Here is an 18,742-nt window from a genome sequence, read left to right on the forward strand (position 1 = left end):
TCAAATACTGGGAAACAGTCCGGCGAATGCCGGACGGATACGCCAAGAATGTCCGTACGTGAAGATCAACAGTTGGTCGGGCCCGCCCGTCCGCGTAACGCCATAAATCCATCCTGATCCCGATTTTGGGGTCATCATTTTGGCTGTCGGTCGATCCGTATTTGCATTCTTGTTTTGTCTCTCGATGACGTCAGGAGAGGACGCCTTTTAGGCAGGGAGACAAAACACATGACCATCTTGCAGGCCAAGCAAGCCCAGAAATCCGGTGCGAACCACAGTGTTGCAGACAGCCACACCGATGACGGTTTTTCCGATCTGCATCCGGCGTATTCCACCCTACAGGCCATGGCAGAAAGCAATCGCTGCCTGTATTGCTATGACGCGCCATGTGTCACCGCATGCCCGACATCAATCGATATTCCAAGCTTCATCCGCAAAATCAGCACAGCCAATCCCGACGGTGCGGCCAAAACCATTTTGTCGGCCAACATCATGGGCGGCACCTGTGCCCGTGCATGCCCGACCGAGGTTCTGTGTGAAGAAGCCTGCGTACGCAATGTCGCCGAAGATACCGCTGTTGAAATCGGAAGCCTGCAACGCTTTGCCGTTGATCATTTAATGGCGCGCGATCTGCCCCATCCGTTCAAACGGGCGGCTGAAACCGGCAAACAGATTGCCATTATCGGTGCTGGTCCCGCCGGACTATCGTGCGCGCACCGGGCCGCCATGCTGGGCCACGATGTGACGGTGTTTGAAGCCAAGGCAAAGCCGGGCGGCCTTAATGAATATGGTTTGGCCGCCTATAAGATGACCGATGATTTCGCCCAACGCGAAGTTGAATTCCTGCTTGGCATTGGTGGTGTTCGCATTGAATACGGCAAGGCGCTTGGCAGGGATATCAATCTTCAGGCACTCAAAGATTCCTATGACGCGGTGTTTGTCGGTGTTGGCCTTGGCGCGACCAATAATCTTGGGCTTAAGGGCGAAGAATTCCCCGGCGTTGATGACGCGATTAAATTCATCGAGCAATTGCGTCAGACCGAACCGAAATCCGATATGCCGGTCGGCAATAACGTGATCGTCATTGGCGGGGGCAATACTGCCATTGATGCCGCGGTTCAGGCCAAGCGCCTTGGCGCTGGCGAAGTCACCCTTGTGTATCGTCGCGGGCCTGAAAACATGTCGGCGACCGAGTTTGAGCAGGATCTGGCGAAAACCAACGGTGTTGTTGTGCGCTATTGGGCAAAGCCCGTCGCGATCAAGGCCAATGGCAAGTTGATGGGCATGTCGTTTGAAAAAACCGAGCTTGATGCCAGTGGCAAGCTGGTGGGGACGGGTGAAACGTTCGACGTTCCCGCCGATCAGATTTTAAAAGCCATCGGGCAAAAAATCAAACCCGATGACCTTGCCGGGATGGAAATCACCGGTGGTAAAATCATTGTCGATGATACCTATCAAACGACCGCGCCCGGCGTCTTTGCCGGTGGGGATTGCATCAAAAGTGGCGAAGACCTGACCGTTCAATCGGTCGAGGACGGCAAACAGGCCGCGGTTGCCATCGATGCATTTTTAAAAACCGCCAGCGCATAACGCCAGTACAGGGAGAGAGAACATGGCTGATCTAAGCTGTAAAATTGCCGGGATCGATTCACTAAACCCGTTCTGGCTGGCGTCCGCACCGCCGACGGATAAGAAATACAACGTCGTGCGTGCCTTTGAAGCAGGCTGGGGCGGGGTTGTCTGGAAAACCCTTGGCATTGATCCGCCGGTGATCAACGTATCGTCGCGCTATGGCGCGCATCATGATCAAAACCGCCGTCTTTTGGGCATTAACAACATCGAACTGATTTCTGACCGCCCGTTGGCGGTGAACCTTCAGGAAATCCGTGAATGCCGCAAAGAATACCCTGATCACGTCATCATCGGATCAATGATGGCCCCGATTGAGGAACGTGTCTGGAAGGACCTTGCCCAGCAGATCGCCGAAAGCGGGGTGCACGGGATTGAGCTTAACCTTGGTTGCCCGCACGGCATGTGCGAACGCGGCATGGGCTCGGCCATCGGGCAGGTACCCGAAATGGTCGAACAGGTCACCCGCTGGGTTAAGGATGCGGTTGATATCCCGGTCTTTACCAAACTGACGCCAAACATCACCAACATCCTGTGGTCGGCCGAGGCCGCCTATAAGGGCGGGGCAGATGCGGTGTCATTGATTAACACTGTTAACTCGATCATTTCGGTTGATATCGACAATATGATCCCCGAGCCGGTTGTCGATGGCAAAGGGACGCATGGTGGTTATTGCGGATCGGCGGTCAAGCCGATTGCGCTGAATATGATTGCCGAAATTGCCCGCACACCGGAAACCAAGAACCTTGAGATTTCCGGTATTGGTGGCATCACTACCTGGAAAGATGCGGTCGAATTCATGGCGCTTGGGTCCAACGCGGTTCAGGTCTGTACCGCTGCGATGATTTATGGCTTCCGGGTTGTGGATGACCTGATTGACGGCATGAGCCAGTGGATGGACGACAAGGGCTATACCAGTGTCGAACAGTTCACCCGGGCCGCCGTCCCGCAGGTTGCCGACTGGAACGAGCTTAACATGAACTACGATACCAAGGCGGTGATCAACACCGACAATTGTATCGAATGTGGCCGGTGCCATATCGCGTGCGAAGACACATCCCATCAGGCGATTACCATGACCGACAAGCCCGAAGGCGGGCGCGTGTTTGAGGTGGTCGACGAGGAATGTGTTGGCTGTAACCTGTGTTACCACATTTGCCCGGTCCCTGATTGTATCACCATGGAGCCGGTCAAAACCGACAAGCCACCGATGACATGGCCCGAACATCCGCTTAACCCGATGCGGGCCGCGGCGGAATAATCCATCAGGCCACCAGCGCCACGTGACTAAGCAAGAAGGACTAGATAATGACCGTTCAACCCAGTGTACGTAACCTGTCGATTGATGGTGATCGCCTTTGGGACAGCCTGATGGAAATGGCCAAGATCGGCAAAACAGCAAAGGACGGCGTGTGCCGTCTGGCACTGACCGATCTGGACCGGGAAAGCCGTGATTTGTTCATTAAATGGTGCGAAGCCGAAGGCTGCTCGATCCGTGTTGATCAGATGGGCAATATCTTTGCCCGTCGCGAAGGCAAAAACCCCGATCTGCCGCCGGTTGTCATCGGAAGCCACCTTGATAGCCAGCCCACGGGTGGGAAATATGACGGTGTGTATGGCGTGCTTTCGGGGCTTGAAGTCATCCGAACCCTGAATGAAGCCAAATACGAAACCGAGGCCCCGATTGAAGTGGTCAGCTGGACCAACGAAGAAGGGTCGCGCTTTGCCCCGGCGATGGTGTCGTCAGGCGTCTTTGCCAAGGTATTTGATCTTGAATACGGGCATGGCCGGGCCGATGTCGATGGCAAAACCATGGGCGAGGAACTCAAACGTATCGGCTATTTGGGGCCGGATGAACCGACCATTGATGCCCATCCGATGGGGGCCTATTTCGAAGCCCATATCGAACAGGGTCCGATCCTTGAAGACGAAGGCAAGGACATTGGCATTGTCACCGATGCCCAAGGCCAGCGCTGGTATGAAATCAAATTCACCGGTGTCGAGGCCCACGCCGGACCGACCCCGATGAAAACCCGCAAAGATGCTTTGCTGGGGGCGGCACGGGTTGTTGATCTGGTCAATAAGATCGGTCTGGATCGGTCGCCTTTGGCCTGTGCGACGGTGGGGATGATGCAAATCCATCCCAATTCGCGCAACGTCATTCCCGGCGAGGTTTCCTTTACGGTCGATTTCCGTCACCCCGATGATGCGGTACTGTCAGACATGGACAAGGCCCTGCGCGAAGGTGTGGAAAAAATCGCAAAAGACATCGGGCTTGAAAGCGAATTGGACAATATTTTCTATTACGCGCCGATCCCGTTTGATGCGTCCTGTGTTGATGCGGTGCGCAAGGGGGCCGAACTTGGTGGTTTCTCGGCGCGGGAAATCGTTTCAGGTGCCGGGCATGATGCGTGCTATTTGGCCCAGGTGTGTCCAACCGCGATGATCTTTATCCCGTGTGTCGATGGCATTTCCCATAACGAAATCGAAGAAGTCCATAAACACTGGTCTGACGCCGGTGGGCAGGTTCTTTTGAGTGCAGTTCTGGCCAAGGCCGATGAAACGGTGATGGCGAAATCCGACTGAGTTTCGCATCGAAAATAACGGGACGGCTGACCATGCAGCCGTCCTTGCGGGTGGGCCGGTTATCCGGTCCGCCCGTTTTCTATTTCGGCCATGGGCATCATACGGGGAATTCGTTTTCGACCGGATGGATGACCTTGGTAAAGGGCTCGTCTTCGTTTTCGGCAACCCAGTGTGCCCAATAGCGCGGGCGGGCCCGGCTTGTGTCGGGTTCAAGACTAAGGAAATTGCGCGCACCGACAAACTTGGTGTTGGTGCCGGGGAATGTGCCCATCCGCGATATGATCGACGGATCGATTTCCTTTTCGTTATCAAGCAAATGGGTCAGGGCAAACAGCACCATCTTGCCCGGTGCCGGATGGACAATTGCCGATGAAATCAACTGATTGATCACCCGCGTCTGACCAATGTATTCGGTCCGGTTGTTTTCGAGCATGCCAAAGGCCGCGACATGCACATCGCCCGACAGGATCGTCACCCGGATGCCGGTTTCCTGAATTTTAAACAGGCGATGGACCATGCGGCTGCGTTCGCCCTTATGGCTTCGGCTGCTCCAATGGTCTTGGAGGTCGTCTTCAAGTTCCTGTTGGCCGGGCACGGCTCCGAGCAAGGTTTCAAGCACATTGAAGTCCGGATAGACAACCGGGATGCTCGACATCACAAACAGATGGTCGATGTTTTCAAGCTTTGAGAGCCAGTCATATATCTGGTTCCAGTGATCGGGCGATAAGACCTGTCTTTGGGTGCGCTCGGACCGCATATCAACACACAGGATCGCCGTGCTGCCGACAATATGGCCGACCGAAAACCCGTGATCGGGGGCCAGATAGGGGGCTGTATTTTCGGGATCATCGGCAAGATGGTGCTGAAAAACGCCAAAGGCATGGGTGGCGATTTTGCCGATGCCCTGAAACACATCGCAATTCTGACGTTCGGGTGGATAGGAGCCCCAGCCATCGAATATATCATGATCGTCCCACATCGAAATTGCCGGAACGGTCGCCATCATTTGCGCGACTTCGGGCTGGGCCCAGCGTTCGGTGTAAAGATCGAAATAGAATTTTTCGAGCTGGCTTTCCATCGGTTTGGTAAAGCTTGCCTTGTTGGCCTTGGCATTGGGTAAGGCGTTCCATGTCTTGATACTGGGGACCACTTCCCAAACGGAATCGGCATAGACCTGATCCCCGCCCAAAAGCATCAGATGATAGGGGGCTTGATCATGGCGCCCGGCCATCTCAAGCCACATTTTGTTTTTAACCTCAACCCCCTTCATCACCTTTTGCGATGAAAACCCGTTGCACGATGCATAGGCCATGTTTGGTGCATGGCCGCGGGGTGGCAGATGAACATCAAAATAGGTGTCCGGCGCCGGACTGTATGTCAGCGTGGTGGGTGTATCTGTAAGCGGCGCTTCAAAGGAAAAACTGTACGCCGCACGGTCGCCAAGTTGCCAAAGGAGGGTCGCGCTGGCGGTGGGAACTTGGACATCGCCGGTAAAGAAAATATCGCCGGGCGGCCTGTTTTTGGTCACCATTAGCGCACTGAGTTTCCAGCGGTTTGTTGCCGCGTCATAACCGCGAAATGAAAGTACCGGTCCCATCAGGATTTTCATCGTGCCCGCCCCTTTGTTTTGATTTTATGCCCGCTTTGGGTCGCCAATATATTGCAATTTAAAGTAGATTTGAACGCCTGTTCTGAAGCTTTTTTTTCGGTGGCCGGGCGGTTTTGACGCAAAGGGGGCCAGTCATGATGGGGTGTTGCCGAAACAACATGATCTGAGGCAACGCTCGATGCCCTAACTGTCTGAGGGCGTCTCATTCATAACGCCGCGAAGGTGGTTGGTTGTCCATCTTTCAAGCGTGCCGTCTTCTGTCAAACTGTTGATCAGCAGATTAATTGCGGCAATATGCCGCGCGCAGGGGCTTTGGCGCGAAAACACCAGCAAAACTTTATTGCGGGTCAGTGGGGGTTCTGCGGGTTCAATCACGTTTTCTAGATGGTTTTTATACAGGTTGGTGAGCCCGTCATAGCGGCCCAGCATCACATAATCGGCACGGCCATTGATAAGAACATCGAAAATTCTGTTTCCTGTCGGGGAATAGATCATATCAAGGCTGGTTTCGGCGTAATGATCGATGTAATCGCCATAACTTCCACCTTGCGGACGTGCCCCGCGATAGCCGATCAAATCGTAAATATTGTTCATTGGAAACCGGTTCTGACGGTGCTGGAAAACCATGACATCGTCAAAGGCGAATGGCGCACTATAGGAGTAAATACGGTTGCGTTCCTTGGTGAAATAGGCACCGGCAATGACGTCAATCTCACCCTTTTCCAGCATTTGAATTGATCGTGACCAGGGAATATCAAGCATGAGGTCAAGGTGAATGCCATGTTGCGCGGCATAGTCATCAAGGATGTCGATGGCAAGGCCCAACTGCCGACCCTGATTGTCGATATAGGTGATCGGTTCCCAGCCTTCAGCACCGCCAACAGACATGGTTTCACATCCCTGTAGGGCAACAGAACGTGTCATTTGATCATTGGAGGCGTCGGGTTCGTCGGCAATCGCGCTGCTGATCGACAAAATACTCCCGGCGCCAACAAATAAGGCACCAACAAATAAAGCAGCATCAAAAAAGCCAGCCGTACCTGATCGCGGGTGCCTGCACACCATTTCTGACCTCGGCGGAAGTTATATCAACATCTGCTGCTATAGGTTTGTTCCGCGGGTGGGGCTTGCAACTATCCATAAGTGGGGCAAGAGGTGGACAAGCCGCGCTTTCAAGCCGATCTTTGATGTATTATCCGTCCAGTCCAACGCCTTTGAGGATAATGCGCACGACATTTTCTTTGGCCTCGGCGAATTGGGTTTCGCTCAGTGGCTGATCATTATTGAAAATCTCGATCTGAGCACCGAAATCGGCGTAATGCTGGGTGGTGGCAAAGATCATATACATCAGTGAGTAGGGCTCTATGTGGTCCATCTTGCCCTCGGCAATCCAGCCGCGAATGACGACAACGCGGCTATCAAGCCAGTTTTTCACCGTGGTCGAGATGTAATCAGACGAGAATTTTGCCCCACGAATGATTTCATGCGCCCAAAGCCGCGAGCCGTAAGGGCGCGCGCGCGATAAATCCATTTTGGCTTCGATGTATCCGCGCAAGATAATGGCCGGATCAGCACTGTTGTCGAACGTCATGGCCGCTTCAAGCCAGTGATCACAAACGTCTTCCATAATCCGGCGATACAGCGCTTCTTTGGTGCTGAAATAATAGTGCACATTTGCCTTGGGGACGTTGGCAACTTCGGCAATCAGTGCGGTGGTGGCCCCCTTAAAGCCGTAATCAGCAAAAACCTTCTCGGCGGCAGCAAGAATTTGCTCTTCGTTTTCCTGGCGAATGGCGGCTTTGTGTGCCCCGTTTTGCGCCGGTTTTACCGCTGTCTTGCTATCTGTTTTTGAGCCGGTTTTAAGTGGGGTCATTCATGCTCTCTGATTTGCGTCATTTATCTTGACCGTTTGGTCAGGTTAAAATAACCTCTACCTTAAATATGCAAAAGAAACTTTTTTATGCGCGTCATGTTTTGGGGACCCGAAAAAGGGTTCCAGAGTCGGTTTTGTCCGAAATATCGAACACTCCCGATGAAAGATAAACAGAAAAAAGGCGCCGTAAACAAAAATCAGGGTTCCTAAAATGGCATTTGACGGTCGAAAATTCGAAACAATTCCCCGGTGGTGTTAAAGCTCTAGTGCATGGGCGTGTCTCATGCTAACGATTTTTGCGTGTCCGCATGCCGGACAACCCCAAATTAAAAATGTTCGACATTTCGGTCACTGCGTTGGTCTTTGGGCTGGATGAAAAACATACGTTTGGATGAAGAAGTCAGGTGTCGGCGATTGGGGAAAGTCCCCCGACCGATATCAGGGAAGCAATGCGAAAAGGTACGGGAGACCTTTTATGACAGCCACCACGAAAATCAGCCGGCCGAATGATCTTTCGGCATTCTGGATGCCGTTTACGGCCAACCGCCAGTTCAAGCAGACCCCGCGTATGCTGGTCGCGGCCGAAGGCATGTATTACACAACCGATGACAACCGCCAGATCCTTGACGGGACCGCGGGTCTTTGGTGCTGCAACGCTGGTCACAAACGTCCGAAAATTGTCGAAGCGGTCAAGGCGCAGATGGACGAGCTGGATTATGCACCAGCCTTCCAGATGGGCCACCCCAAGGCGTTTGAGCTTGCCAATCGTTTGGCACAGATCATGCCGGGGGACCTTAATCATGTGTTCTATACCAACTCTGGTTCTGAATCGGTTGAGACCGCCCTTAAAATCGCCCTTGCCTATCACCGTGCACGCGGCGACGGCCAGCGCACCCGCCTGATCGGGCGTGAACGCGGCTATCATGGTGTGAACTTTGGCGGCATCTCGGTTGGTGGTATTTCCGGCAACCGCAAAACATTTGGCCAGATGCTGGGTGGTGTTGATCATATCCGCCACACATACCTTCCAGAAGAAAACGGTGTGACGCGCGGCATGCCAGAACATGGGGCCTTTTTGGCCGATGATCTGGAACGCATTTGCGCGCTGCATGACCCATCAACCATTGCGGCCGTGATTGTCGAGCCGGTTGCAGGCTCCACCGGCGTTTTGATCCCGCCAAAGGGATATCTTGAACGCCTGCGTGAAATTTGCACCAAACACGGCATCTTGTTGATCTTTGATGAAGTCATCACTGGTTTCGGTCGCCTTGGCGCGCCGTTTGCGGTGGATTATTTCGGGGTTCAGCCTGATCTGGTGACAACGGCCAAGGGCCTTACCAACGGCACCATCCCGATGGGGGCAGTGTTTGCCACCGATGATATTCATGATGCCTTCATGACTGGCCCGGAAAACATGATCGAGCTGTTCCATGGCTACACCTATTCAGGCAATCCTGTTGCCTGTGCGGCCGCCATGGCCACCCTTGAGACCTATGAAGAAGACGGTCTGTATGAAAAGGGCAAGGAACTTGGCCAGTATTGGGAAGATGCGGTCCATAGCCTGATCGACCTTCCGTTGGTCAAGGATGTCCGTAACCTTGGCCTCATTGGTGCGATTGAGCTTGAAGGGATCGAAGGATTCCCGACCAAGCGTGCCTTTAACGCGTTCCTCAAGGCGTTTGAAAAAGGCATCCTGATCCGTACCACCGGGGATATCATTGCGCTGTCGCCGCCGCTGATTATTGAAAAATCACACATTGATCAGCTGTTTGGCACGCTGCGCGAAGTGCTTAAAGAAATCGACTGATTGGTCGTTGATCTATGTCCCTTGCCCGGATCGGGCAGGGGACAAAAGCCCGGTCTGCTGATTACAACAACGACAGCAGATCGGCGCATGATGAGGAAACATCTGTTTCGCGATTTTTCTGATCGCGTCCCGACTGGGAATTAGATCCGCATAAAAAATGGGTCTTTGGGGCGCGATTGGACATAAGTCCGAAGATCGGCATAAGCCGGCAAAAGGACATTAAAATATCAGATCAAGGAGGTTATCTCGGATGTCAAAGCTGAGAGGCGGCCTGATTCAAATGAGCCTGAAAGGTTCAACCGATCAGACCCCCGAAGAAATCCGCAAAGCCATGATCGAGGCACATCTGCCCTATATCGAAGAGGCGGGTAAAAAAGGTGTGCAGGTCCTGTGTTTTCAGGAAGTTTTCACCCAGCCCTATTTCTGTCCCAGTCAGGACAAGAAATGGTATGCAGCGGCGGAAAAGATCCCCGATGGCCCGACCACGCAACTGATGTGCGAGTTGGCGGCCAAATACAAAATGGTGATTGTTGTTCCAATCTATGAGGAGGACATCACCGGGGTCTATTACAATACCGCTGCGGTGATTGACGCCGATGGCACCTATCTTGGTAAATACCGCAAAACCCATATCCCCCATGTCGCCGGTTTCTGGGAGAAATTCTTCTTTAAACCCGGTGCGTCAAACTGGCCGGTGTTTGAAACCCAGTATTGCAAGCTTGGTGTTTACATTTGCTATGACCGTCACTTCCCCGAAGGCTGGCGTGCGCTGGCCTTAAATGGGGCGGAATATATCGTCAATCCATCGGCCACTGTTGCCGGGGTTTCAGAATATATCTGGAAACTCGAACAGCCCGCATCTGCCGTTGCCAATGGCTGCTTTATCGGGGCGATCAACCGGGTTGGCCGCGAACAGCCATGGGATATTGGCGAGTTTTATGGCCAAAGCTATTTCGTCAATCCGCGCGGCGAAATCGAAGCACAGGCATCGCGTGAGAATGACGAACTGCTGGTCCATGACATGGACATGTCGATGGTGCGTGAAATTCGCAATAACTGGCAGTTCTTCCGCGACCGTCGTCCTTCGACTTATACCCGACTGACAGACGGAAATTGACATTGAATACCGGCGAACGGGGAAACCCGCTCGCCGTTTTGCTTTGACCGACATATGGGGCAATGACCCCGAAATTCCGGCAAAGTTCAGGGCAACGTCCCTGAGGGAGGCTTCCATCGAGTGTGCCAAAAGAAACTCTTTTGGTTCCGAGAGAGACATACGATCAGGGGACACCCCATGACGCTAAAACAAGTTGTTGATAACGTTGCCGCGATGCCCGCATCGAAAAAAGCCGTTGTTGATATCAAAGATTTATCGCTGACTTTTCAAACGGCTGATGGCCCGGTCTACGCGCTGTCAGAAGTTGATCTTACGATTGAAGAAGGTGATTTCGTATCGTTCATTGGTCCGTCGGGCTGTGGCAAAACAACGCTTTTGCGCGTGATTGCCGATCTGGAAAAAGCCACCGGCGGCGAAATTTCGATCAATGGCGTCTCGCCCGAGGCGGCCCGTGAAGCGCGCGCATATGGCTATGTATTTCAGGCGCCGGCATTGTTGCCGTGGCGCTCCATTGAACGCAATGTGACTTTGCCGCTTGAGATCATGGACCTGTCCAAGGAAGAACGCATCAAACGCGCCCATGACGCGCTCAAGCTTGTGGAACTCAACGGGTTTGAAAAGAAATTCCCATGGCAGCTTTCAGGCGGCATGCAGCAGCGCGCGTCCATTGCGCGTGCGCTTTCATTTGATGCCGATTTGCTTTTGATGGATGAACCATTCGGCGCGTTGGATGAAATTGTCCGTGATCATTTGAACGAACAGCTTTTGAAGCTGTGGGCGCGGACCAACAAGACGGTGGCCTTTGTCACCCACTCCATCCCCGAGGCGGTCTATCTTTCAAGCAAGATTGTCGTGATGTCACCGCGTCCGGGGCGGATCATTGATGTGATCGAAACCAAATTTCCCAAGGACCGAACACTCGACATACGCGAAACGCCGGAATTCCTTGAGATTGCCCATCGGGTACGCGAAGGACTGCGCGCGGGGCATGGCCATGACGAGTAACACCGCAACCCTGTCGGGATCAGTTACTGGACCGTCGCTTTGGACCCGGATGATGTCGGGGCACAGCGGACCGGTCTGTGTTGTTCTGCTGGCCCTGTTGGTTCTTTGGTACGTCGGTGCGGTTTTCATGAATGCGCCGACCCAGATCGACCGATATGACCGGGCGGATCAAACATGGACGACCAGTCAGCTGATTGAAGATACGCTGGCACAGGAACGTCCAATCCTGCCTGCGCCGCATCAAGTCGTCGAGGAGATGTATAAATCCATCTTTGCGATCAAGATCACGTCAAAGCGGTCCTTGGTCTATCATAGTTGGGTGACACTTTCGTCAACCCTTCTGGGCTTTGGCATTGGGACGTTGCTGGGCATTGTTTTGGCGGTGGGGATTGTCCATGTCATGACGCTGGAAAAAAGCCTGATGCCGTGGGTAATTTCGTCACAAACCATCCCGATCCTTGCCATTGCGCCGATGGTCATCGTTGTACTGGGTGCGATCGGGATCAAGGGACTGGTGCCAAAGGCGATTATTTCGACCTATCTTTGTTTCTTCCCGGTCACGATCAGCATGGTTAAAGGCCTTCGATCCCCTCAGGTGATCCAGCTTGATCTGATGCGGACCTATAATGCCTCAAAATGGCAGACATTCTGGCAACTGCGGTTGCCATCCGCCATGCCGTACCTGTTTGCCAGCTTAAAGGTTGCGATTGCGATCAGTCTGGTCGGCGCGATTATTGGCGAATTGCCAACGGGTGCGCAAGCTGGGCTTGGTGCACGACTGCTTGCCGGATCGTATTATGGCCAAACCATTCAAATCTGGTCGGCATTGTTCACCGCAGCCTTTTTGGCCGCTATGATGGTGGTGATTGTTGGCTGGTGTGAACGGCGTGTTCTCGCCCGGATGGGGGTAAACGCATGACACAGGTAAAGCTTGATAAATTCTGCCTTGTTGGTGCCGTTGCTGCCCTGTTGGCCCTGATTTTCCCGCTGGCGGGCATTGATGGTGACACGGGTAAACAGGTTGCCTTTGTCGGTGATATTCCCGGTCTTGCCAGTGCGATGGCGCTGTGCGTGATTGCCGGGGCGGCGTTCACCTGGATTGGTGTGCGCACCATACTGCATGCCGCGATCCTTCTGGCGGTGGCGGTGTTTGGCGCCTGGCAGGCGATTGATGCGCTGTATGATTACGGTGTGGCGGGCTATGCCAGCACCGGGTTCTGGCTGTTTATCATTTCGCTTTGGGCGTTTGTCTGGCGTGCGATTGATGTGATCGCCAATTACCACAGCCTTGAAACCGTCAAACAGCAATCGGCCAATATTATTGTGCCCATCGCGTTTGGCGTCTGGTTGCTGTTTGTTTGGGAAGTTGTTGTGTCGGGCTTTGGGGTGCCGCAGGTCTTGCTGCCGCCGCCCAGCATGATCGGGGTACGTTTCGTTTCTTCGACCGACACCATGATGGCCGATTTCTACCAGACCTTTGTCAAGGCAGCACTCAGTGGCTATGTCATGGGCTGCGGATCGGCGTTTCTGGTCGCGATTGCGGTGGACCGTGTGCCGTTTCTTAAACGCGGGCTTTTGCCGCTGGGCAATATGGTCTCCGCACTTCCGATCATTGGGGTCGCGCCGATCATGGTGATGTGGTTTGGCTTTGACTGGCAATCGAAGGCCGCGGTCATTGTGATCATGACGTTTTTCCCGATGCTGGTGAATACGGTGACCGGGTTGAATGCGGCGGGGAAGCTTGAAAAGGACCTGATGGCGACCTATGCGTCGGGCTATTGGTTGACACTGTTCCGTCTGCGGTTGCCGGCGGCCATGCCGTTTGTTTTCAACGCACTTAAAATCAATTCCACGCTTGCGCTGATTGGTGCAATCGTCGCCGAATTTTTCGGCACCCCGATTGTTGGTATGGGCTTTCGCATCTCGACCGAGGTGGGCCGCATGAATATCGACATGGTCTGGGCGGAAATCGCACTGGCGGCCCTTGCGGGGACCGCCTTCTACGGGGCCGTTGCGTATGTTGAGAGAAAAGCAACGTCATGGCATCCGTCTTTTAGGGTACGTCGCCATTAAAGGCACAATCAAAGACGACCCACCGGGAGGACTTGACGATAACCTTGAGGAGACATCGACGAATGAAGAAATTATTGGCGACTGCACTAGGGTTGAGTTTCGGTTTGACATCGCTTTCAGCGATGGCAGCAGATGACGTAACCCTGCAGCTTAAATGGGTTACGCAGGCTCAGTTTGCCGGCTATTACGTGGCACTTGATAAAGGCTTCTACGAAGACGCCGATCTGAACGTTACCATCAACCCGGGCGGCCCGGATGTGGCCCCGCCGCAGGTAATTGCTGGCGGTGGTGCGGATGTGATTGTTGACTGGATGCCATCGGCATTGGCGTCACGCGAAAAAGGCGTTCCGCTGGTCAATATCGCACAGCCATTTGCCAAATCGGGCATGATGCTGACCTGCTTGAAAGAAACCGGCGTTGAAAGCCCGGACGATTTTCCGGGCCGGACCCTTGGCGTCTGGTTCTTTGGCAATGAATATCCGTTCCTAAGCTGGATGTCGAAACTTGGCATTCCGACCGATGGCAGCGACAAGGGTGTTACCGTCCTTAAACAGGGCTTTAACGTTGATCCACTGATCCAGAAGCAGGCCGATTGCATTTCGACCATGACCTATAACGAATACTGGCAGGTGATTGATGCCGGTATTTCAGCCGATGACCTGAAGGTCTTCAAATACGAAGATCAGGGTGTTGCGACCCTTGAAGACGGTCTTTATGTGCTTGAGGACAACCTCAAGGACCCGGCATTTGTCGATAAAATGGCGCGCTTCGTCGATGCCAGCATGAAAGGCTGGATGTGGGCGAAAGAAAACCCGCAAGACGCGGCCATGATCGTTCTTGATAACGATATGACCGGTGCCCAGACCGAAAAACATCAGGTCCGCATGATGACCGAAGTTGCCAAACTGCTTGGTGATAGCGGTGCATTGGACGAAGCGGCCTATCAGCGGACCGTCGATAGCCTGCTGTCGGGTGGTTCTGATCCGGTGATTACCAAAAAACCGGAAGGTGCCTGGACCCATGCCGTAACCGATAAATCGGCAATGTAATCGGTTCTTGAACCGCGACTTTAAACCGTCCGGCGGGCATCTGTTCGCCGGACGGGTTCACCTCCCGAAAATGCTTTAGATGATGCCCCGACATAGTTGGGGAAACAGACGGAATGCCGGGCTGCCCGCACCTTTCCGCAAGAGACAGACAAGGAGCCACCCATGTCCATGGTTATTCGTGGCGGAACCATTGTTACCGCCGATCTGACATATAAATCTGACATTCTGGTCGAAGACGGCAAAATCGCCGCGATCGGGGACAATCTGACCGGTGACAAGGTGATTGACGCCGACGGTTGCTATGTCATGCCCGGCGGGATTGATCCGCACACCCACATGGAAATGCCCTTTATGGGCACCTATTCCGAAGACGATTTTGAAAGCGGCACCAAGGCGGCTGTTGCCGGTGGCACGACCATGGTGGTCGATTTCTGTTTGCCAGCCCCGAACCAGTCGCTGCTTGAAGCGCTTCAGGCGTGGGATAACAAATCATCCAAAGCCGTTTGTGATTATTCATTCCATATGGCGGTGACCTGGTGGAGCGAGCAGGTCTTTGACGAAATGAAAATCGTCGTCGAGGAAAAGGGCATCAACACCTTTAAGCACTTCATGGCTTATAAGGGCGCGCTTATGGTCGATGATGATGAAATGTTTGCATCCTTCCAGCGCTGTTCCGAACTGGGGGCAATGCCACTGGTTCATGCCGAAAACGGCGATGTGGTCGCGACCTTGCAGCAAAAATTGCTGGCCGAAGGCAATAACGGGCCTGAGGCGCACGCCTATTCCCGCCCCGTGGATGTTGAGGGCGAAGCATGTAACCGTGCGATCATGATTGCAGATATGGCCAATGTGCCGCTTTATATCGTGCATGTGTCGTGCGAACCGGCCCACGAAGCCATCCGCCGCGCACGCCAGAACGGCAAACGTGTGTTTGGCGAACCGCTGATCCAGCATCTTGTTTTGGATGACAGCGAATATAAAAACACCGATTGGGATCACGCCGCACGCCGGGTTATGTCCCCGCCATTCCGCAGCAAGGAACATCAGGACGGTCTTTGGAACGGTCTGGCATCGGGCAGCCTTCAGGTGGTGGCAACCGACCACTGCGCGTTTACGACGGAACAGAAACGCATGGGCGTTGGTGATTTCACTAAAATCCCGAACGGGACGGGTGGTCTTGAAGACCGCATGCCGCTTCTTTGGTCGCGCGGTGTGAATACCGGTCGTTTGACCATGAATGAATTCGTGGCCGTCACATCGACCAACATTGCCAAGATTTTGAATGTCTATCCGCGTAAGGGGGCGATCCTTGTCGGGGCGGATGCTGACCTTGTGGTTTGGGATCCGAAGGTGTCAAAAACCATTACGGCGAAACACCAGCAATCGGCAATTGATTACAATGTGTTTGAAGGTATCGAAGTCACCGGTCTTCCGCGCTACACCATCAGCCGTGGCCGCATCGCCGCCGAGGAAGGCGTTGTTGTTGCCAAATGCGGGGATGGCGAGTTTGTCCGTCGTGATGCTTACCCGGCAGTCAACAAGGCGCTTTCAAAGTGGAAAGAGCTGACCTCACCGCGCAAAGTGGAACGCAAAGGCATTCCAGCGGGCGTCTAAGGTTCGTTCAGGTATAGCACGACAAACGGGGCAGTCATCGGCTGCCCCGTTTTGCATTCTGCGCTGCGTTTGGGACTGTCAGTTTGGGCTAAACAGTTTCAGCATCACAATCCCGCCAAGGATCATGCAAATTGCGATCAAACGGCCAATATTTGCCGCTTCGCCCAGCATGACGATGCCAAAAATCACCGCACCAACCGCGCCAATTCCGGTCCAGATGGCATAAGCCGTGCCCAGCGGAATGGTCCGCATGGCAAGCGCGAGCAGCCAGAAACTGCCGGCCATGGTGACAAGAGTAAAAATGGTCGGGACGGGTTTGGTGAAACCTTCGGAATATTTCAGGCCAGATGCCCAGCAAACTTCCAAAACACCGGCAATGATCAATGCAATCCAGGCCATCGGCGGCCTCCTTTTAAAAAGGGGCCGTCCCCGTTGCTCTGATACCGAAAACCGGTCGTCCGGTTTTCCGGGTGCCTTGCGCGCGCAAGGTCACCATTGTGCTAACAGGATTTATAGGCGACAAATCACCGGTGGGCAATTGTCCGATTGGCAATGGCGCTATGCCACTTTGTCATTATTCTGAGCATTCTGGGCGACATGATGAGATCATCTGATACCTGTGCCATACCAAAGACCGCCGCCCTGATCCTTGCTGGCGGCGCGGGGCGGCGCATGGGCGGCAACAAACCGTTTCGCGAAGTGGGCGGCATGACATTGCTGGCGCGCGTGATCAAAGCAGCGCGGGCCCAATGCGATCATGTGATGATTTCGTCAAACGAAGATACCGCGATATTTGCCGAATATGACGTGTCGGTGGTGCGGGACCTTCCCAAAGCCGGGCAGGGACCGTTGGGCGGCGTTCTGGGGGGGCTGGATGTATTGCCGGGCGACATTGACTGGCTTGTGAGTTTTCCAGTCGATTGCCCGATTGTACCCGATGACATGGTTGCGCAGTTGTTGAGCGGTGCCCGAAATGCAGACGTCAAAGCCGCCTTTGCCAGCTACGCGGATCGGGATCATTATCTTTCAAGTATCTGGCATCGCGGCAGTGCGCCGGTTATTGCAAGGCAGCTTGCCGACGATAACCGCCGCGTTGGGGCTGCCTTGCGGATGATGGATGCGGTAAAGGTGACGTTTCCTGTTTCCGACGGGGCGATTGAGCCCTTTACCAATGTCAACTCACCGGAGGATTTAAGCGCACTTCATAAAATGCTGTCTGGCTTTGTCGGCGGCAAGGGGGGCTAACCCTTCCCCCGGACGGCATTTGGGTGATGTTCTAGAAAATCAAAGTTCGAACAATATTATTGCACACCAAATGCAGGTTGCAGGTATGATTGGACTTGTTCATTTCTGGTGGTTCTCGTTTGGCTATGTTTTGCGCCGATCTGGCCATCTAAACACCGAATCTTCGTTATCAGATTCGACATTCTAAGGGCTAAAGATGCAATCGACGTTTGCAATATTCTCGCTCGCCTTTGTTGTGCTGGCAGTCGTTCTGACTTTCATGAGTGTCAAGATCGTGCCGCAGGGCTACGAAGTTACCGTCGAAAGACTGGGCCGCTATTTGCGCACGCTTGATCCTGGGATGCACGTCCTGGTCCCGATTATTGATCGGCTCGGACAGCGTATGAGCCTGATGGAACGGGTACTTGACATTCCCAGTCAGGAAGTCATTTCCAAGGATAATGCGTCCGTTGCGGTTGATGGTGTCGTCTTCATCCGGGTGACCACCACCAAAGATGCGGCCTATAAAGTCGAACGGCTTGATTATGCGGTTCAGAATTTGGCAATGACCAATTTGCGCAGTGTGCTCGGCTCGATGGAACTCGACGAGATGCTGTCAAACCGCGAAAAGATCAGCCTGTTGCTTTTGGCAGTTCTTGATGAAGCGACAAGCGATTGGGGTGTTAAAATCACCCGGGTTGAGATCAAGGACGTCAATCCGCCCGAAGATCTGACCGATGCCATGAACCGTCAGATGAAGGCAGAACGCGAAAAACGTGCGCTTATCCTTGAAGCTGACGGTGAACGTGAAGCCAACATCAAGCGCGCCGAAGGTGAAAAATCGGCGGCCATTCTGGCCGCAGAAGGCCGCATGGCCGCTGCCGAGCTGGATGCACGGGCCCGTGAACGTACGGCCGAGGCAGAAGCCAAAGCAACCGAAACGGTGTCCAAAGCCATCCGCGAAGGCGATGTTCAGGCGATCAATTACTTTGTTGCTCAGAAATATGTTGAGTCACTGGGCCAAATTGCATCAAGCCCCAATAGTAAACTGGTGTTTATGCCGCTCGATGCGTCAGGTGTCGTTGGATCGATTGGCGGTGTTGCCGAGTTGATCAAAACGATTTCGCAGACGGATAAAAGCTAACGTGACCTTGGG

The 18,742-nt window shown here is 53.7% G+C and carries 16 protein-coding genes; 12 read left to right on the forward strand and 4 right to left on the reverse strand.

Translation table 11 applies throughout. The annotated features are described in order from the left end of the window. Positions 1–228: 228 nt before the first annotated feature. The 3 genes from AC0VXT_RS05850 to AC0VXT_RS05860 are packed head-to-tail and all read left to right on the forward strand — an operon-like array spanning position 229 to position 4,215. On the forward strand, positions 229–1,590 hold the full coding sequence (locus AC0VXT_RS05850; protein ID WP_475547890.1) for an NAD(P)-dependent oxidoreductase: 1,362 nt from the start codon (positions 229–231) through the stop codon (positions 1,588–1,590). 22 nt (positions 1,591–1,612) lie between these two features. After that, a complete protein-coding gene (gene preA / locus AC0VXT_RS05855) occupies positions 1,613–2,890 on the forward strand; it encodes an NAD-dependent dihydropyrimidine dehydrogenase subunit PreA (RefSeq protein ID WP_101302451.1) in 1,278 nt (425 codons plus the stop codon). Between the two features lie 47 nt (positions 2,891–2,937). Then, complete coding sequence (locus AC0VXT_RS05860; RefSeq protein WP_412776776.1) at positions 2,938–4,215, forward strand: Zn-dependent hydrolase; 1,278 nt, start codon at positions 2,938–2,940, stop codon at positions 4,213–4,215. A 97-nt stretch (positions 4,216–4,312) separates the two neighbouring features. On the opposite strand, the gene AC0VXT_RS05865 is transcribed toward AC0VXT_RS05860, so the two are convergent. From AC0VXT_RS05865 to AC0VXT_RS05875, 3 genes are all read right to left on the reverse strand, one after another. Then, complete coding sequence (locus AC0VXT_RS05865; RefSeq protein ID WP_475547891.1) at positions 4,313–5,824, reverse strand: alkaline phosphatase D family protein; 1,512 nt, start codon at positions 5,822–5,824, stop codon at positions 4,313–4,315. A 183-nt stretch (positions 5,825–6,007) separates the two neighbouring features. Then, positions 6,008–6,799 (reverse strand): substrate-binding periplasmic protein, encoded by a 792-nt coding sequence (locus tag AC0VXT_RS05870; protein WP_475547892.1) that lies wholly within the window; start codon positions 6,797–6,799, stop codon positions 6,008–6,010. 217 nt (positions 6,800–7,016) lie between these two features. Further along, a complete protein-coding gene (locus tag AC0VXT_RS05875) occupies positions 7,017–7,697 on the reverse strand; it encodes a TetR family transcriptional regulator C-terminal domain-containing protein (RefSeq protein ID WP_475547893.1) in 681 nt (226 codons plus the stop codon). A 475-nt stretch (positions 7,698–8,172) separates the two neighbouring features. On the opposite strand from AC0VXT_RS05875, the gene aptA reads away from it, so the two are divergent. The 7 genes from aptA to hydA all read left to right on the forward strand — a co-directional run bounded on the left by aptA (position 8,173) and on the right by hydA (position 16,362). Further along, positions 8,173–9,504 (forward strand): omega-aminotransferase AptA, encoded by a 1,332-nt coding sequence (gene aptA, locus AC0VXT_RS05880; protein WP_475547894.1) that lies wholly within the window; start codon positions 8,173–8,175, stop codon positions 9,502–9,504. Positions 9,505–9,784: 280 nt separating this feature from the next. Next, the gene (locus tag AC0VXT_RS05885; protein WP_430470676.1) at positions 9,785–10,621 is read left to right on the forward strand and encodes a nitrilase-related carbon-nitrogen hydrolase; all 837 of its coding nucleotides are present in this window, start codon (positions 9,785–9,787) and stop codon (positions 10,619–10,621) included. A 213-nt stretch (positions 10,622–10,834) separates the two neighbouring features. Next, a complete protein-coding gene (locus AC0VXT_RS05890; protein WP_028791527.1) occupies positions 10,835–11,626 on the forward strand; it encodes an ABC transporter ATP-binding protein in 792 nt (263 codons plus the stop codon). Beyond that, on the forward strand, positions 11,616–12,545 hold the full coding sequence (locus AC0VXT_RS05895) for an ABC transporter permease (RefSeq protein ID WP_475547895.1): 930 nt from the start codon (positions 11,616–11,618) through the stop codon (positions 12,543–12,545). Before AC0VXT_RS05890 ends, AC0VXT_RS05895 begins: the two co-directional genes overlap by 11 nt. Continuing rightward, complete coding sequence (locus AC0VXT_RS05900) at positions 12,542–13,699, forward strand: ABC transporter permease (RefSeq protein WP_475547896.1); 1,158 nt, start codon at positions 12,542–12,544, stop codon at positions 13,697–13,699. Before AC0VXT_RS05895 ends, AC0VXT_RS05900 begins: the two co-directional genes overlap by 4 nt. A 62-nt stretch (positions 13,700–13,761) precedes the next feature. Further along, entirely contained in the window at positions 13,762–14,748 is a 987-nt protein-coding gene (locus AC0VXT_RS05905; RefSeq protein WP_101302460.1) for an ABC transporter substrate-binding protein, read from the forward strand. Between the two features lie 162 nt (positions 14,749–14,910). Next, positions 14,911–16,362 (forward strand): dihydropyrimidinase, encoded by a 1,452-nt coding sequence (gene hydA, locus AC0VXT_RS05910; protein ID WP_101302461.1) that lies wholly within the window; start codon positions 14,911–14,913, stop codon positions 16,360–16,362. A 78-nt stretch (positions 16,363–16,440) separates the two neighbouring features. Here the strand turns inward: hydA and sugE are convergent, their stop codons facing one another. Further along, complete coding sequence (sugE, locus tag AC0VXT_RS05915) at positions 16,441–16,761, reverse strand: quaternary ammonium compound efflux SMR transporter SugE (RefSeq protein ID WP_417824313.1); 321 nt, start codon at positions 16,759–16,761, stop codon at positions 16,441–16,443. Positions 16,762–16,914: 153 nt separating this feature from the next. Here sugE and AC0VXT_RS05920 point away from each other — a divergent pair, with 153 nt between their 5' ends. After that, complete coding sequence (locus tag AC0VXT_RS05920; protein ID WP_475547897.1) at positions 16,915–17,607, forward strand: NTP transferase domain-containing protein; 693 nt, start codon at positions 16,915–16,917, stop codon at positions 17,605–17,607. Positions 17,608–17,803: 196 nt separating this feature from the next. Continuing rightward, entirely contained in the window at positions 17,804–18,730 is a 927-nt protein-coding gene (locus AC0VXT_RS05925; protein ID WP_022732194.1) for an SPFH domain-containing protein, read from the forward strand. Positions 18,731–18,742: the final 12 nt, after the last annotated feature.

This window comes from Thalassospira sp. Z349TD_5, assembly GCF_056173045.1.

Coding starts and splice junctions, on each gene's coding strand:
- preA (WP_101302451.1), top strand. CDS start 1,613: ATGGCTGATCTAAGCTGTAAAATTGCCGGGATCGATTCACTAAACCCG.
- AC0VXT_RS05905 (WP_101302460.1), top strand. CDS start 13,762: ATGAAGAAATTATTGGCGACTGCACTAGGGTTGAGTTTCGGTTTGACA.
- AC0VXT_RS05875 (WP_475547893.1), bottom strand. CDS start 7,697: ATGACCCCACTTAAAACCGGCTCAAAAACAGATAGCAAGACAGCGGTA.
- AC0VXT_RS05895 (WP_475547895.1), top strand. CDS start 11,616: ATGACGAGTAACACCGCAACCCTGTCGGGATCAGTTACTGGACCGTCG.
- AC0VXT_RS05920 (WP_475547897.1), top strand. CDS start 16,915: ATGGCGCTATGCCACTTTGTCATTATTCTGAGCATTCTGGGCGACATG.
- sugE (WP_417824313.1), bottom strand. CDS start 16,761: ATGGCCTGGATTGCATTGATCATTGCCGGTGTTTTGGAAGTTTGCTGG.
- AC0VXT_RS05925 (WP_022732194.1), top strand. CDS start 17,804: ATGCAATCGACGTTTGCAATATTCTCGCTCGCCTTTGTTGTGCTGGCA.
- AC0VXT_RS05860 (WP_412776776.1), top strand. CDS start 2,938: ATGACCGTTCAACCCAGTGTACGTAACCTGTCGATTGATGGTGATCGC.
- AC0VXT_RS05865 (WP_475547891.1), bottom strand. CDS start 5,824: ATGAAAATCCTGATGGGACCGGTACTTTCATTTCGCGGTTATGACGCG.
- AC0VXT_RS05850 (WP_475547890.1), top strand. CDS start 229: ATGACCATCTTGCAGGCCAAGCAAGCCCAGAAATCCGGTGCGAACCAC.
- AC0VXT_RS05900 (WP_475547896.1), top strand. CDS start 12,542: ATGACACAGGTAAAGCTTGATAAATTCTGCCTTGTTGGTGCCGTTGCT.
- aptA (WP_475547894.1), top strand. CDS start 8,173: ATGACAGCCACCACGAAAATCAGCCGGCCGAATGATCTTTCGGCATTC.
- AC0VXT_RS05885 (WP_430470676.1), top strand. CDS start 9,785: ATGAGCCTGAAAGGTTCAACCGATCAGACCCCCGAAGAAATCCGCAAA.
- AC0VXT_RS05890 (WP_028791527.1), top strand. CDS start 10,835: ATGCCCGCATCGAAAAAAGCCGTTGTTGATATCAAAGATTTATCGCTG.
- hydA (WP_101302461.1), top strand. CDS start 14,911: ATGTCCATGGTTATTCGTGGCGGAACCATTGTTACCGCCGATCTGACA.